16 protein-coding genes are annotated in these 13,011 nt (G+C 69.1%); 8 read left to right on the top strand and 8 right to left on the bottom strand.

Annotation, left to right across the window (positions count from 1 at the left end; genetic code table 11):
* Window positions 1–116 precede the first annotated feature (116 nt).
* A complete protein-coding gene (locus LT965_RS04525) occupies window positions 117–788 on the top strand; it encodes a hypothetical protein (protein WP_349292083.1) in 672 nt (223 codons plus the stop codon).
* A gap of 84 nt (window positions 789–872) precedes the next feature.
* Complete coding sequence (gene icd, locus LT965_RS04530; protein WP_232702830.1) at window positions 873–2,132, top strand: isocitrate dehydrogenase (NADP(+)); 1,260 nt, start codon at window positions 873–875, stop codon at window positions 2,130–2,132.
* Between the two features lie 109 nt (window positions 2,133–2,241).
* Here icd and LT965_RS04535 read toward each other — a convergent pair whose 3' ends face one another.
* Complete coding sequence (locus tag LT965_RS04535) at window positions 2,242–2,403, bottom strand: hypothetical protein (protein WP_232702831.1); 162 nt, start codon at window positions 2,401–2,403, stop codon at window positions 2,242–2,244.
* Between the two features lie 100 nt (window positions 2,404–2,503).
* On the opposite strand from LT965_RS04535, the gene LT965_RS04540 reads away from it, so the two are divergent.
* Window positions 2,504–2,791, top strand: a complete 288-nt coding sequence (locus LT965_RS04540) for an SUI1 family translation initiation factor (protein WP_232702832.1) — start codon at window positions 2,504–2,506, stop codon at window positions 2,789–2,791.
* A 30-nt stretch (window positions 2,792–2,821) separates the two neighbouring features.
* Here LT965_RS04540 and LT965_RS04545 read toward each other — a convergent pair whose 3' ends face one another.
* From LT965_RS04545 to LT965_RS04555, 3 genes are read right to left on the bottom strand one after another with little or no spacing between them, the layout of a single operon-like run.
* The gene (locus LT965_RS04545) at window positions 2,822–3,061 is read right to left on the bottom strand and encodes a lipoyl domain-containing protein (protein ID WP_232702833.1); all 240 of its coding nucleotides are present in this window, start codon (window positions 3,059–3,061) and stop codon (window positions 2,822–2,824) included.
* A complete protein-coding gene (locus LT965_RS04550; protein ID WP_232702834.1) occupies window positions 3,058–4,077 on the bottom strand; it encodes an alpha-ketoacid dehydrogenase subunit beta in 1,020 nt (339 codons plus the stop codon). The genes LT965_RS04545 and LT965_RS04550 overlap by 4 nt, the downstream gene beginning before the upstream one ends.
* Window positions 4,074–5,096, bottom strand: coding sequence for a thiamine pyrophosphate-dependent dehydrogenase E1 component subunit alpha (locus tag LT965_RS04555; protein ID WP_232702835.1), 1,023 nt, complete (start codon window positions 5,094–5,096; stop codon window positions 4,074–4,076). The genes LT965_RS04550 and LT965_RS04555 overlap by 4 nt, the downstream gene beginning before the upstream one ends.
* A gap of 185 nt (window positions 5,097–5,281) precedes the next feature.
* Here LT965_RS04555 and LT965_RS04560 point away from each other — a divergent pair, with 185 nt between their 5' ends.
* Both LT965_RS04560 and LT965_RS04565 read left to right on the top strand, forming a co-directional pair.
* Window positions 5,282–6,490, top strand: a complete 1,209-nt coding sequence (locus LT965_RS04560; protein WP_232702836.1) for a CBS domain-containing protein — start codon at window positions 5,282–5,284, stop codon at window positions 6,488–6,490.
* A gap of 74 nt (window positions 6,491–6,564) precedes the next feature.
* Window positions 6,565–7,086 carry a DUF5817 domain-containing protein gene (locus LT965_RS04565; protein ID WP_232702837.1) on the top strand — a complete coding sequence of 174 codons (522 nt, stop codon included), beginning with the start codon at window positions 6,565–6,567 and terminating at the stop codon, window positions 7,084–7,086.
* 5 nt (window positions 7,087–7,091) lie between these two features.
* On the opposite strand, the gene LT965_RS04570 is transcribed toward LT965_RS04565, so the two are convergent.
* The 3 genes from LT965_RS04570 to hmgA all read right to left on the bottom strand — a co-directional run bounded on the left by LT965_RS04570 (window position 7,092) and on the right by hmgA (window position 8,893).
* A complete protein-coding gene (locus LT965_RS04570; protein WP_232702838.1) occupies window positions 7,092–7,229 on the bottom strand; it encodes a hypothetical protein in 138 nt (45 codons plus the stop codon).
* Window positions 7,230–7,292: 63 nt separating this feature from the next.
* Window positions 7,293–7,634: a hypothetical protein gene (locus LT965_RS04575; RefSeq protein ID WP_232702839.1), complete on the bottom strand. Its 342-nt coding sequence runs from the start codon at window positions 7,632–7,634 to the stop codon at window positions 7,293–7,295.
* Between the two features lie 44 nt (window positions 7,635–7,678).
* Entirely contained in the window at window positions 7,679–8,893 is a 1,215-nt protein-coding gene (gene hmgA / locus LT965_RS04580) for a hydroxymethylglutaryl-CoA reductase (NADPH) (protein ID WP_232702840.1), read from the bottom strand.
* A gap of 96 nt (window positions 8,894–8,989) precedes the next feature.
* Here hmgA and LT965_RS04585 point away from each other — a divergent pair, with 96 nt between their 5' ends.
* Both LT965_RS04585 and LT965_RS04590 read left to right on the top strand, forming a co-directional pair.
* Entirely contained in the window at window positions 8,990–9,307 is a 318-nt protein-coding gene (locus LT965_RS04585) for a thiamine-binding protein (RefSeq protein ID WP_232702841.1), read from the top strand.
* A complete protein-coding gene (locus tag LT965_RS04590; protein ID WP_232702842.1) occupies window positions 9,304–10,368 on the top strand; it encodes a thiamine ABC transporter substrate-binding protein in 1,065 nt (354 codons plus the stop codon). The genes LT965_RS04585 and LT965_RS04590 overlap by 4 nt, the downstream gene beginning before the upstream one ends.
* A gap of 57 nt (window positions 10,369–10,425) precedes the next feature.
* Here LT965_RS04590 and LT965_RS04595 read toward each other — a convergent pair whose 3' ends face one another.
* Window positions 10,426–11,088, bottom strand: a complete 663-nt coding sequence (locus LT965_RS04595) for an AAC(3) family N-acetyltransferase (protein ID WP_232702843.1) — start codon at window positions 11,086–11,088, stop codon at window positions 10,426–10,428.
* Between the two features lie 381 nt (window positions 11,089–11,469).
* On the opposite strand from LT965_RS04595, the gene LT965_RS04600 reads away from it, so the two are divergent.
* The gene (locus LT965_RS04600; protein WP_232702844.1) at window positions 11,470–13,005 is read left to right on the top strand and encodes an amidohydrolase; all 1,536 of its coding nucleotides are present in this window, start codon (window positions 11,470–11,472) and stop codon (window positions 13,003–13,005) included.
* Window positions 13,006–13,011: the final 6 nt, after the last annotated feature.

Consider the following 13,011-nt stretch of genomic DNA (forward strand, 5'->3'; position numbering starts at 1 on the left):
CGAGCTGGCTAACACCGATGGCCCCGGAGCAACGGACTGACCGACGAGAGACGGCAGCCTCGCCGAGCCTCTGGACCCAGCTCCGCACCGACCTCGGGCGGCTCCACGTCGGCTGGATGGACCTCGCGTTCCCGCGTCAGGCCGACCCCCACCCGACGCTCGGCCGGTGGAAACCCGAGACGGTGCCCCAGCGACTCGCCTACTGGCTGTGGGCGCTCCTCGGCGTGGTGGCGCTCGCCGTCGGCTACCCGCTCGCGCTCGCCGGGTTCACGGTCCGCTTCTACAGCCGACGGCTGTACAGCACCGCGCTCGCGCTCGGCATCCTCGGCGTGGTGGTGGTCGCCACCCTCGTCTGGACCGGGCTCACCGTCGGCGTCTACCTCCTGGAGTTCTCCCGGGAGGGCGTCGTCGCGGTGGCCGCCGGTGGCGGCGTGGCCGTCGTCTCGGCGGCCCTGGCGACCGCGTTCGCGCGCTGGGACGGCCGGCTGGCGACGGTGCTGTTCGCGTACCCCTTCGGCGTCACCGCCGTGTTCCTGCCGCCCGTCGTCGCGGCGCTGTACTCTCCGACGCTCGGCGAGTGGGTGTTCCCGAACAGCTACAGTCTCGCCGTGTGGCTCCTGGAGAACCCGCTTTCCGTCGCCGGAATCGCCGAGTTCCTGCGCTCGCAGTTCACCCTCGTCGGCGTCGCCTACGTCGGGATGTGGTTCGCGCTCGCGGTGCCGGTCGGGTGGGCGCTGGGGCTACTCGTGACGCTCGCGGACTTCGTGCGACCGACCGCGGAGCGCTGAGCGCCCACTGGAGGCGGCAATACTTGGCGAGGCCGCGGCAAACAGCAGTCCTTTTAGGCGCATCCCGCGAGTTTTCGAACGATAATGAGCTACGACAAGATCTCTGTCCCCGAGAACGGAGAGCAGATCACGTACGACGAGGAGGCGGACGAACTCAACGTCCCGGACGACCCTATCATCCCCATCATCCACGGGGACGGCATCGGGAAGGACGTCGGCCCGGCCGCCCAGAAGGTGCTCGAAGCGGCGGCGAACGCGACGGGACGCAACATCGAGTGGATGCGCGTCTATGCTGGCGAGTCCGCTCGCGAGAAGTACGACGAGAACCTCCCCGACGACACGGTCGAGGCCATCAAGGAGTTCAACGTCGCCATCAAGGGCCCGCTCACGACGCCCGTCGGCGCCGGCTTCCGCAGTCTGAACGTCGCGCTCCGCAAGACGCTCGACCTCTACGCGAACGTGCGACCGACCTACCACCTCGACGGCGTCCCCTCGCCCGTCAAGAACCCGTCGGCGATGGACATGGTGACGTTCCGGGAGAACACCGAGGACGTCTACGCCGGCATCGAGTGGGAGGCCGGCACCGACGAGGTCCAGCAGGTCAAGGAGTTCGTCGAGGAGGAGATGGGGTACGATTCCACCATCCACGACGGCCCGGTCGGCATCGGCGTCAAGCCCATCACCGAGTTCGGATCGAAACGCCTCGTCCGTGAGGCCATCGACTACGCCATCGAGAACGACCGCGACTCCGTCACCCTGGTCCACAAGGGGAACATCATGAAGTTCACCGAGGGCGCGTTCCGCGACTGGGGCTACGAGGTCGCCGAGGAGGAGTACAGCGAGGACGTCATCACCGAGGACACCCTCTGGGACGAGTACGACGGCGAAGCGCCCGAGGGCAAGCTAGTCGTCAAGGACCGGATCGCCGACAACATGCTCCAGCAGCAGCTCACCCGGACGTCGGACTACGACGTCATCGCCACGATGAACCTCAACGGTGACTACATGTCCGACGCCGCGGGCGCCCAGATCGGCGGCCTCGGCATCGCTCCCGGCGCCAACTTCGGCGAGTCCCGCTGTCTCGCGGAACCGGTCCACGGCTCGGCCCCCAAGCACGCCGGCAAGGACAAGGCCAACCCGACCGCGATGATCCTCTCGGGCCGGCTGATGCTCGAGTACATGGGCTGGAAGGACGCAGGCAAACTCGTCCGCGACGCCGTCGAGGAGACCATCTCCAGCGGCCAGGTCACCTACGACCTCGAGCGCCAGATCGAGGGCGGCACGAAGCTCTCCACCTCGGAGTACGCGGAAGCCGTCGTCGAGCGCATCGAGGAACTCGCGTAACTCGCTCGCCGGACAGTCGGATTTCGGCCGATACCATCCGAGAGCGCTCGCACGACTCGACACCGACCACTATTCTCTCGGCGAGGACGTCGGCGAACTGTTCCCGAGACTACTCTCGTGGGCCCAGGGGCTGTGGTTCGTCGACGTCGTACCCGCCACCACCGCCGCCGCCGTCCCCGCCGCCGTCGTCACCGTCACCAGGGTCACCACAGCCCGCGAGGACGAGCGTCGCGACGGTTGCTGACGTGGCGAGGAAGCGTCTCCGGCTCATACTAGTGGTTTGGTAACGTTTGGCAATAAGTATACTGGCAGTCCACGCGCGGGCAGACACCGCGGCAACGGCTTTGCGTCTCGGTGGCATAGTGGATAGTATGTCAGACGACGACCCGTTCGAGGGGCTGGACGTACCGGGCGAGGACGACCTGGCGCGCGCCGACCAGGTGTTGACCGTCCGCGTCGAGTCCCGCAGGTACGACAAGCCGATGACCGTCGTCGAGGGGTTCGACCCCGACGTAACCGACACCGACGAGGTGGCGACGATGTTGAAGAAGCAACTCGGGGCCGGCGGCACGGCCAAGGAGACGAGCGTGGAGGTGCAGGGCGACCACGCGGAGCGAGCACGGGACATCCTCGAGAGCGAGGGATTCCAGGTCGACTGACGGTACCCCCTCGAGAGCGAGGAGTGTGGGTCAGGTGATGCGAGCGATGGAGTCGCCGCGGCGGAACTCGCCGTGCTCCTCGACGAGCACCTCGACCGTGCCAGCGTCGGGCGCGGGCACGTCGACGCTCACTTTCTCGATCTGGATTTCGGCTATGGTGTCGCCCGCCTCGACGGTCGCGCCGTCGCGCACGAACCAGTTGGAGACGACCGCCTCCTCGACGTCCATCGCGTCCGCCGGCCAGACGTCCGCGGAGTCGACGTCGGTCATTCCGTGACGCGGCGGACGGCCTCGGAGATATCCCCGGCAGACGGGTTGAACTCCTCTTCGAGTGGGCGAGCGTACGGCACCGGCACGTCGGGGCTGGCGACCCGCTCCGGGGGCGCTGCCAGCTCGTCGAACGCGTGCTCGGTGGCGAGCGCCGAAATCTCCCCGGAGACGCCGAAGGAGTGGTAGTCCTCGTCGACGACGACGAGGCGCCCCGTCTTCCGCACCGAGTCGAGGACCGTCTCGCGGTCGAGGGGGACGAGCGACCGGAGGTCCACGACCTCCGCGTCGACGCCGTCGTCCGCGAGGTCCTCGGCGGCGTCGAGTGCGCGGTGGACGTGGAGACCGAGCGTGACGATGGAGACGTCACTCCCCTCGCGTTTGACGTCGGCCTCCCCGATGGAGGCCTCGTAGTCCTCCTCGGGGACGGCGGTCTTCGGCCCCTCCGGTGCGGGCATCCAGCCTAGCCCCATCAGGCGCTTGTGGAACATGTAGACGACGGGGTCGTCGTCGCGGATCGCGGCGTGCATCAGCCCCTTCGCGTCGCGGGCGGTCGACGGGACGACGACCTTCATCCCCGGGAGGTGGGCGAAGGTGCCGTAGAGTGTCTGGGAGTGCTGGGCGGCGTCGTTGTACGTGCCGCCGACCGCTGTCGTCAGCACCATCGGCACCGACACCTGCCCGCCGCTCATGTACGTGTGCTTGGCCATCGCGTTGTAGATCTGGTCGAAGCAGACACCGAGGAAGTCGGTGAACATCAGCTCCGCGATGGGGCGCATCCCCTCCATCGCGGCGCCGGTGGCGGCGCCGAGGTACGCCGTCTCGCTGATGGGGACGTCCATCACGCGGTCGCGCCCGAACTCGTCGAGGAGCCCCTGGGTCGAGTCGAAGATGCCGCCGTAGTCGGCGACGTCCTCGCCCATGTAGAACACCTCGTCGTTCTCCCGCATCTCGTGCGCGATGGCGTCGACCATCGCGCGACTCATCGTGAGTTCGCGCTCGGCGGTCTGCTGGCTCATTCGGGACCACCCCCGATCGCGGTGCCGTGTTCGGGTGGGTTCGTGAACACGTCCTCGTAGGTCGTCTCGGGGTCCGGTTCGGGCTGGTCTTTCGCCCACTCGATCGCGTCGTCGACGCGCTGTTCGGCTCGCTCCCGGATGTCCGCGAGTTCGTCGTCGTCGACGCCCGCCGCCGCGAGGTCGGCCTCCAGGTGCGGGATACAGTCGAGTTCCTTCGCCCGTTCGACGTCCGCGTCCGGCCGGTAGGACTCGGGGTCGCCCATGAAGTGGCCCATGCGGCGGTGGACCTGGACCGAGAGCAGCGTCGGGCCGTTGCCGTTGCGGGCGCGCCCGACGGCCTCCTCGGCCGCCTCGTAGACCGCGCAGACGTCGTCGAACTCGACGCTGCGGCCGGGCAGGTCGAACCCGTTTGCGCGGTCGGCGATGTCGTCGACGTCCGTGATGCGTTCCTGGGGCATCGAGATGGCCCAGTCGTTGTCCTCCACGACGAAGACGACGGGGAGGTCGTGGACCGCCGCGAAGTTCAGGGACTCGAGGAACCCACCCTGGTCGACGGCGCCCTCACCGAGGAAGGCGACGGCGACGTCGTCCGTGTTGCGCTTCTTCGCTGCGAGCGCGGCGCCGGCGGCGGGCGGGCAGCCCTGCGCGATGATGCCCGAGCAGGCGAAGTTGACGTCCGGGTCGTAGAGGTGCATGTGCCCGCCCTTCCCGGAGGAGAGGCCGGTTTCCCGCCCGAAGATCTCGGCGGTCATGCGCTCCAGGTCGACGCCCTTGGCGATGGCGACGTGGTGCGGGCGGTGGGGCGCGGTGACGGTGTCCTCGTCGCGGAGGTGCGCGCAGACGCCGGCGCTGGCCGCCTCCTGGCCGGCCGAGAGATGGAGTTCGCCGGGGATGGGGCCGGCGGAGATGTCGAACGCCGGCTGTTTCCCCTCGAGGTACTCCTCCTGGAGGCGCTCCTCGTAGTATCGCGCGGTGACCACGTCCTCGTAGAGGCCCCGGATCGTGTCTGCTGTTAACATACCACTGTTTCGGTTCGGCAGCGCTGAGGTAGTAGTTAATTGACACGTGTTGGCGAGGTAGTTACCAGTTCGTGAATCGAGGGGGTGGACCGGGCGACGCGGCGGCAGCACAAAGGGCGCCGGACAACCAACCGGAAACCGTCTGGTAACATCGTTGATTCGTCGACTTGCCGTCGTATCGAACGATGGATATCGCCGACATCTACACCACGGAGTACGTCGCAGTGTCGCCGGATACCCCCGCGTCGAAACTCGTCGGTCGGTTCGAGGAGGCCGACGAGAAGGCCGTCCTGGTCGTCGACGGGGCCGACGTCGAGGGCGTCGTCACGGAGCGCCAGTTCCTCCAGTCCAGCGTGCCGCCGCAGACGAAGGCGCGGTCGCTCGTCTGGCACGTCCCCGCGGTGTCGCCGTCGACGAACGTCCGGGACGTGGCGCGCCACCTGGTGGGGGCACAGACGACGCTGCTGCCGGTCGTCGACGAGGGCGACCTGGTCGGCGTGGTCACTAGCGACGGCGTGCTGGCCGCCGTCGCGGACAACCTCGACGTGCTCACCGTCGCGGACGTCCAGACCGACGACCCTCTGACGGTGCCGCCGACCGCCACCGTCGGGAGTGCACTGAACCAGCTGCGGGAGCGCCGCATCTCCCACCTCCCCGTGGTCGACGACGGCGACGTGGTCGGCGTCGTGAGCGTGGCGGACCTCGTCGGCGTCACGGGACGGGCGGTGTCGAAGTCCAGCGGCGGGGACACGGGGTTCCGTGAGGGGCAGAGCCACGGCGGGTTCGGAGCCCGCGAGGGCGACCGCGACGTCCTCCTCGACGTCCCCGTACGAACCGTCATGACCGAGCGCCCGATGTCGACGGCGCCGACCACCCCGCTCGGGGAGGCGGTCGAGACGATGCTCGGCGCGGGCATCTCCTCGCTCGTGGTCGCGGCGGGCGAACGGCCCACCGGCATCGTCACGAAGACGGACGCCCTGGAGTCCCTGACGTGGACCGACGAGTCCCCGCCGGAGGTCCAGATCCACCACAAGGACCTGATGGACGACCTCACGATGACGACGGTGCGGGAGACCATCGGCGGCATCGTCTCGAAGTACGACGCGATGCGACTCCTCGAGGCGAACGTCTACTTCCACGAGCACGAGGAGCGCCTCCGCGGGACGCCGCTACTGCTCGCGCGCATCCGGCTGTTCACCGACAAGGGCCACTTCGTCGGCACAGGGGAGGGGTATGGCGCGTCCCACGCGTTCCGACTGGCGGCGAACGTCGTCGAACGCGAGATCCTCGAGGGGAAGACCCGGGGGCGCTCGAAGAAGGGGCGTGATCAGGAGGAGCGTGCCGCCCACAAGCTATACGGCTGGTGGCTCGCTGGACCCGACGAACGGCGGTGACGTCGGGCGACGGCTCGGCCCGGGGGCACCGTCGAGGGGTGAGCCTTTTCAGGGGGCGCGACCGACACAGTCGCATGTACGCGGTCGTCGGCTGTTCGAACTGCAACGCGCTGTGGGTGGTCGAGGGACGGCCCGACACCACCGGCTGTCCGCGCTGCGAGAAGCGCCACCAGTTCGGGAAGCTGCGGAAGTTCGTCACCACCGACGACGAGGACCACGCTCGCGAGGTTCGCGCGTCGATCCTCGCGAACAAGGCCGGTCACGGCGACGCGTTCGCGGAACTGGACGACTTCGCGACGCTCGACGACTACACCGACGACGTGGGGATGAGCGACGACGAGTTCCTCTCACAGGCGGGCGTGGACACCGACGAGGTGGCGGGCGTCGCCGAGCGCGTCGAGGCGTCCCCGCGGAGTCTCGGGAAGCGCGAGGCCGTCAGGACCGCGCTGCGGGAACTCGACGAACCGACGGCTGGCGAGGTGAAGGCGTTCGCCGCAGAACACGGCGTCGACGGCGACTACGTCGAGCGCGCACTGGCGAAACTCAAACGCGCCGGCGAACTCTCCGAGTCGGGCGGTCGGTACCGACAGCTGTAACGAACCTACAGCGGCCCGCCGGAGAGCGCCCGGAGGAGGGTGAGGGCGAGCACGAGCACCGTGAGGAGGAGTTTGAGGACGCGGAGCGCGCGCACTGCCAGTGCGGACGGGTCGGGGTCCTCGGCGTCGCTGTGAGCGCGCATATTACGACCCACGGCAGTGAGGAAAATAACCCTGTGTCTGCCGCGGGGCGAAAGTGAAACTGGTCAGGCCGTCAGCGCGAGCAAGACGACGCCGGCGACGCCGACTCCACAGAGCCAGCAGACAGCCTGCAGCGGGTTCGGGATCGGGATCACGTTCCCGGTCTGGTACTGCTCGGGGTTCCCCGTCGGGGCGCCGATGCGGGCGCTCGCGGTGGCGGTCTCGATGCCCGCGTCCGTGACGCCGACGATGCCGGGGACGACGAACAGCGGGACGCCGGTCAGGATCATCCCGAGCAGTTGCAGCGGGAAGTCGGCGGCGACGGCGACGCCGGTCAGTACCAGCGTCGTGGCGACGCCGGCGGCTGCGAACCGGAGGGCGACTTCGCGGAGGTTCACGTCGCTCATGGCCCGCCATCGTGTCGGCGGTGAGATAAGTGTTGCCGGCAGTCTCAGCGTCCGAGTTCGGCGTGGGCCGAGGAGAGGTGGCGGGAGGCGAGCGCGGCGAGCAGGCTGAGTTCGCCGGCGAGGCCGCCCGCGGCGATGACCTCGGCGAGCGCGTCGGCGTTCGCGCCGGCCGGGTCGCCGCCGCCCCGGACGCCTAGCACGTCGAGGGCCTCCCGCTGGGTGGGGAGTTTGGTGCCGCCGCCGACGGTGCCGACCTCGAGACTCGCGAAGCTCACGGAGGCGTAGAGGGCCTCCTCCCGAGCCTCGACGGTGGTGATGGCGTTGGACCCCTCGACGACCTGCGCGGCGTCCTGCCCGGTGGCGAGGAAGACGGCCGCGACGACGTTCGCCGCGTGGGCGTTGAATCCCAGGCTCCCCGCCTTCGCGGAGCCGACGAGGTTCTTCCGGGTGTTGGCCTCCTCGATGGCCTCCGGCGTCGTGTCGAAGCGGTCCTCGACCACGTCGCGGGGGATGGTGACGTCGGCAGTGACCGTGCGGCCCCGACCCTCCACGGCGTTGATGGCGGCCGGCTTCTTGTCCGTGCAGAGGTTGCCCGAGAGCGCGACGAGTTCCGCTGGCGTCTCGCGCTCGACGACCTCGCTGGCGGCCTCGGTGGCGATGGTCGCCATGTTCATCCCCATCGCGTCCTTCGTGTCGTAGCTGAACCGCAGGAAGACGTTGTCGCCGACGACGTACGGCGTCACGTCCAGCAGTTCGCCGTGGCTGGTCGTGGACTCGGCGGCTTCGGCGAGCACGTCGACGTGCTCGTCGACCCACTCGGCCACTTCGGCGCCCTCGGTCACGTCTGCGACCCGGAAGACGGGGGCGCGCGTCATCCCGACCTTCGTGACGCGAGCGTTCGCACCGCCGGCAGCCGTGATAGCCGAGCAACCCCGGTTGACGGAGGCGACGAGCGCACCCTCCGTCGTAGCCAGGGGGAGGTAGTAGTCGTCCCCGGCCGCGCCGCCGGAGACGGCCAGAGGACCGGCGACGCCGAGCGGGAGTTGCGTGCCGCCGGCGAGGTTCTCGACGGCCGTTTCGGCGGCGTGTTCGGCGTCGAACGTGAACGCGCCCGTGGCGTCGAGGTCGGCCCCGGTCTCGCGGACGAGCAGTTCGCGCCGCGCTGCCGCCGCCGTGTCGGCGTCGGCGTGGGATTCGAGTTCGTAGAGTCGGAGTTCGCCGGCCTGCACGCGGTCGGCGAGGTCTGCGGCGTCGGTCATGCCCGGGAGTCGGCGGCCCGGCGCCCTGAAGGTTACCCTTCGGCGTCGACCGGTGGAAATAGTGAGTTATATCACCAAGTAATTCACCGGTGTGGTATGACCGTCACCGCCATGCTGTCGGTCGCACCGCTGGACAGCCCGGAGGTCGAGTTCGACGAGGAGATCGCGAAGGCCGTCGACGCCCTCGAGGACTTCGACGTGCGCTACGAGACCTACCCGATGGAGACCACCATCGAGGCCGACTCCCTCGACGAGGTGTTCGCCGCGGCGCAGGCCGCCCACGAGGCCCTCGACGCGCGTCGGGTCGGCACCAACCTGAAGATAGACCACTTCAGGGAGGAGGACCTCGCCGTCGAGGAGAAGGTCGAGCGCGTGGAGTCGTACCTCGGCCGCGAGGCGGTGAGCGACGAATGACGTCGCGCCGCCGCTTCCTCGCGTCCGCCGGGACCGCCGCCGCGCTCGGTCTCGCCGGTTGCCTGGACGTCGCCAGCCCCGGCGGCGACCCAGACACGCTGAAGGTCGGCACCACGCAGTCCTACGTCGACGCCGTCTCCACGAGCGCCGGCGACTGGGTGAAAGCCGAGTTCGAGGCGCGCTACGACGCGACACTCGAGTGGGTCGTCCGCGAGAACGAACTCAACGACTTCCTCGAACGCCGGAAGCAGGGCGTCGACCTCGGCGCAGACGTGTACGTCGGCGTCACGCCCACCGACCTCGTCCGCGCGGACCGGGAACTCGACGAGTCGCTGTTCGCGGCGTTCGACACCGACCGCGTCCCGAACTCGCGGGACGTCGTCGACGCCTACCGTTTCGACCCGCAGGACCGCGTCCTCCCCACCGGGTCCTCGTACGTCTGCATCGTCTACGACGAGAACGAGGTCGCCGAACCCGAGACGCTGGAGGACCTCACGCGGGAGCCGTGGGCGGACAGCCTCCTCCTCCCGGACCCCCAGAACACGGTGACGGGCCTGAGCTTCCTGCTGTGGACGGTCGAGGCGTACGGCACCGACGGCTACCTCGACTACTGGGAGCGCCTGCTCGACAACGGCCTCCGCACCACCGGCAACTGGAACGCCGCGTACAGCGCCTACTCCAACGAGGAGGCCCCGATGGTAGTGTCCTACAGCACCGACCAGGTGTACGCCGCCCGGAGCGACGTGGACATGAGCCGCCACCAGATCGCGTTCCCGAACGGCCAGGGGTACGCCTACGTCTCCGGCACCGCGCGCTTCGCGGACGCCGGGAAGGACGACCTCGTCCACGAGTTCGCGAACTTCATGCTGGACGCCCGGACCCAGCGCGAGGTCGCCGTGAAGAACGTCGGCATCCCGACCGTCTCGGACGCCTCCCTCCCCGAGGACGTCCAGCAGTACGCCCACGTCCCCGGGGAGACACTCCAGTACGACTACGACACGTTGCGCGAGAACCTCGGCGACTGGCGGGAGACGGTCTCCCGGCGCATCGCCGGCCAGTAACGTACCAGTAACAGACTGGGTGCCAGCCGAACGAGTGCCGGACGGCAGTCGGCGCTGTCAGGCGACCATGTAGTAGGGGTCCCGTTCGACCGCCGGTTCGAGCGCGTCTCGGACGTCTCTCGCTCGCATGAACGACAGCCGCAGACCGTTCGTCTCGCGGTCGTTGACGACCCCGCGGTCGGCGAGGTCGCGCTCCATCTTCCAGCGGTTCCAGTTATAGATGGACGTGAACGTGTCGCCGCGTTGTACTACGGGTTCGTGCGTCTCGCCGTCGCGGTAGAGCACGCCCGAGTGGGTCTCCGCAGCGTGGTACGGCGAGTCGGCCTGCATGGAGATGTAGTGGAACTGGGTCGAGACGAGCCTGTTCGTCCCGATGTTCGCGATCAAGACGTTGTCCCGGTCGAGTTTCGCGTAACAGCCGTCCGCCCCGAACGTGTCGTGGTGGTCGCAGTCGTCGAAGCGGTACGAGCCGGCGACCTGGATGGAGTGCAGCGCGTCGTCCGTGCGGTAGTCGGCGTCGTCCATGAACAGGACGGGGAACGTGCCGACCTGTGGCCGGGAGTACTGCTTGTGGTAGACGCCCGAGTCCCGAAAACTCGGCGTGAATCCGGGGACGAGGACGCTGTCGAACTGCGCCGTCAGCTCCTCGTACAGCCGCTCGTACCCCCGTTGCCCGAACGCAGCGTTCACGTCGCTCAGGCCGACGTGGACGAAGACCACACTGTCGTCGTAGTCGTCCAGGATCGAACTGAGCTCGGAGAACTGGACCGGCGAGGCGGACGTGTCTCTGAGGCGGCCTCTGAGCCGGCGTGTGTACTGTCCTCTGGCCACGGTCCGCCACCGTCGAAGCTCTCGAAGGGGGCGGAGCTCCCGCGACATACACTGAACAGGGCGTTCGTGGCCAATGTAATACCGACCATATGCGAGAACAGGTTCGTTCTATACCCACCCCGGGGGTCTACGGCGTCAGCGGTGGGAGAGCAGACGAGACGAGGGCTGGGAGCCACCGCCGCACCCGCGAGCCGTGGCGCGAATCCCGCGACCCCGCCCCCGATGACCCCTTCCCCAACGTCTTTGCCGACGCACGACCCGGACAGTAGTATGACAGCGCCCGCCGACCTCGTCCTGCACAACGGCGAGGTGCACACGCTAGCCGGCGAGGAACGCTACGACGCCGTCGCGGTGCGGGACGGCCGCGTGGTGCGTCTCGCCAGCGACTACGACATCGACTTCCTGAACGGCGTCGGCACGGACGTCGTCGACCTCGACGGCCGCGTCCTCCTGCCGGGGTTCGTCGACGCCCACACCCACATGGAGACCGTCGGCCAGTACGGCCTCCACGCGGACCTCCGGGGCGCCAGCGGCCCCGGAGACGTGGCCGACCGCCTCCGCGACCGTGCGGCCGAGAGCGACGGCTGGATCCTGGGCTTCGGCTACGACGAGAGCACCTGGGACGCAGACGACATCGTGCAGGCGGACCTCGACGCCGTCAGCGAGGAGCGTCCCGTCGCGGCCATCCGCGAGGACATGCACACGGCGACGGTCAACGACGTCGTCCTCGACGAGTTCGGCTCCCAGATGCCCGACGACGACGTGCTCGGCGACGGCCGCATCGTCGAGGACGCCGTCGAGGTCGTCTACGACGCTACCGACCCCGGCCCCGCGGAGACGAAGGACCTCGTCCGGGCCGCCCAGCGCGAGGCCAACGAGCGGGGCGTCACCGCCGTCCACGACATGGTCCGGCACTCGGACGCGCCGCGGGCGTTCCGGGAACTCGCGCTCGCCGGCGACCTCACCGTCCGGGTGCGCCTCAACTACTGGAGCGACCACCTCGACGCCGTCCGCGAGGTCGGCCTGCGGACGAACCACGGCTCCGGGCTGGTCGACGTCGGCGGCGTCAAGACGTTCACGGACGGGAGCCTCGGCGGCCACACCGCGAAGCTCTCCGACCCGTACGCCGACGCGCCCGACGAGACGGGGACGTGGGTCGTCGACCCCGAGGAACTGGCGTCGTTCGTCCGGGAGGCCGACGAACTCGGCCTGCAGGTGACCGCCCACGCCATCGGCGACGAGGCCGTCGACGCGGTGCTCGACGCCTACGAGGAGTGTGCGGACGCGGCCGCGAGCCGCCACCGAGTCGAGCACGCCGAACTCGCGAGCGACGACGCCGTCGAGCGGATGGCCGAGCTGGGCGTCGTCGCGTCGATGCAGCCGAACTTCCTGAAGTGGGCGGGCGAGGAGAGCCTCTACGAGGACCGCCTCGGCACCGAGCGCCGGGAGGCGAGCAACCGCTTCCGGGCGATGCTCGACGCCGACGTGCCGCTCGCGTTCGGCAGCGACTGCATGCCACTGGACCCGCTGCTGGGCGTCCACCACGCCGTGAACGCCCCTGCCGAGAGCCAGCGACTCTCCGTCACCGAGGCGCTCCGGGCGTACACCAGCGGCGGCGCGTACGCCGGCTTCGCGGAGGACCGGATGGGGACCGTCGAAGTCGGCAACGTCGCGGACTTCGTCGTCCTCGAGGAGTCGCCGTGGGAGCGCCCCGAGTCGATCCGCGACGTCGATGTGGCCGCGACGGTCGTGGACGGCGACGTGGTCTACCGCAGCGAGGGCTTCGACGGCGGGCAGAACGACTAACTGCTC

Origin of the sequence: Halobacterium wangiae (assembly GCF_021249345.1) — an archaeon.
GTDB lineage: Archaea > Halobacteriota > Halobacteria > Halobacteriales > Halobacteriaceae > Halobacterium > Halobacterium wangiae.

Excerpts from the sequence above, each read along its gene's own strand:
- LT965_RS04525 (WP_349292083.1), top strand. The coding sequence starts at position 117 with ATGGACCTCGCGTTCCCGCGTCAGGCCGACCCCCACCCGACGCTCGGC.
- icd (WP_232702830.1), top strand. The coding sequence starts at position 873 with ATGAGCTACGACAAGATCTCTGTCCCCGAGAACGGAGAGCAGATCACG.
- LT965_RS04535 (WP_232702831.1), bottom strand. The coding sequence starts at position 2,403 with ATGAGCCGGAGACGCTTCCTCGCCACGTCAGCAACCGTCGCGACGCTC.
- LT965_RS04540 (WP_232702832.1), top strand. The coding sequence starts at position 2,504 with ATGTCAGACGACGACCCGTTCGAGGGGCTGGACGTACCGGGCGAGGAC.
- LT965_RS04545 (WP_232702833.1), bottom strand. The coding sequence starts at position 3,061 with ATGACCGACGTCGACTCCGCGGACGTCTGGCCGGCGGACGCGATGGAC.
- LT965_RS04550 (WP_232702834.1), bottom strand. The coding sequence starts at position 4,077 with ATGAGCCAGCAGACCGCCGAGCGCGAACTCACGATGAGTCGCGCGATG.
- LT965_RS04555 (WP_232702835.1), bottom strand. The coding sequence starts at position 5,096 with ATGTTAACAGCAGACACGATCCGGGGCCTCTACGAGGACGTGGTCACC.
- LT965_RS04560 (WP_232702836.1), top strand. The coding sequence starts at position 5,282 with ATGGATATCGCCGACATCTACACCACGGAGTACGTCGCAGTGTCGCCG.
- LT965_RS04565 (WP_232702837.1), top strand. The coding sequence starts at position 6,565 with ATGTACGCGGTCGTCGGCTGTTCGAACTGCAACGCGCTGTGGGTGGTC.
- LT965_RS04570 (WP_232702838.1), bottom strand. The coding sequence starts at position 7,229 with ATGCGCGCTCACAGCGACGCCGAGGACCCCGACCCGTCCGCACTGGCA.
- LT965_RS04575 (WP_232702839.1), bottom strand. The coding sequence starts at position 7,634 with ATGAGCGACGTGAACCTCCGCGAAGTCGCCCTCCGGTTCGCAGCCGCC.
- hmgA (WP_232702840.1), bottom strand. The coding sequence starts at position 8,893 with ATGACCGACGCCGCAGACCTCGCCGACCGCGTGCAGGCCGGCGAACTC.
- LT965_RS04585 (WP_232702841.1), top strand. The coding sequence starts at position 8,990 with ATGACCGTCACCGCCATGCTGTCGGTCGCACCGCTGGACAGCCCGGAG.
- LT965_RS04590 (WP_232702842.1), top strand. The coding sequence starts at position 9,304 with ATGACGTCGCGCCGCCGCTTCCTCGCGTCCGCCGGGACCGCCGCCGCG.
- LT965_RS04600 (WP_232702844.1), top strand. The coding sequence starts at position 11,470 with ATGACAGCGCCCGCCGACCTCGTCCTGCACAACGGCGAGGTGCACACG.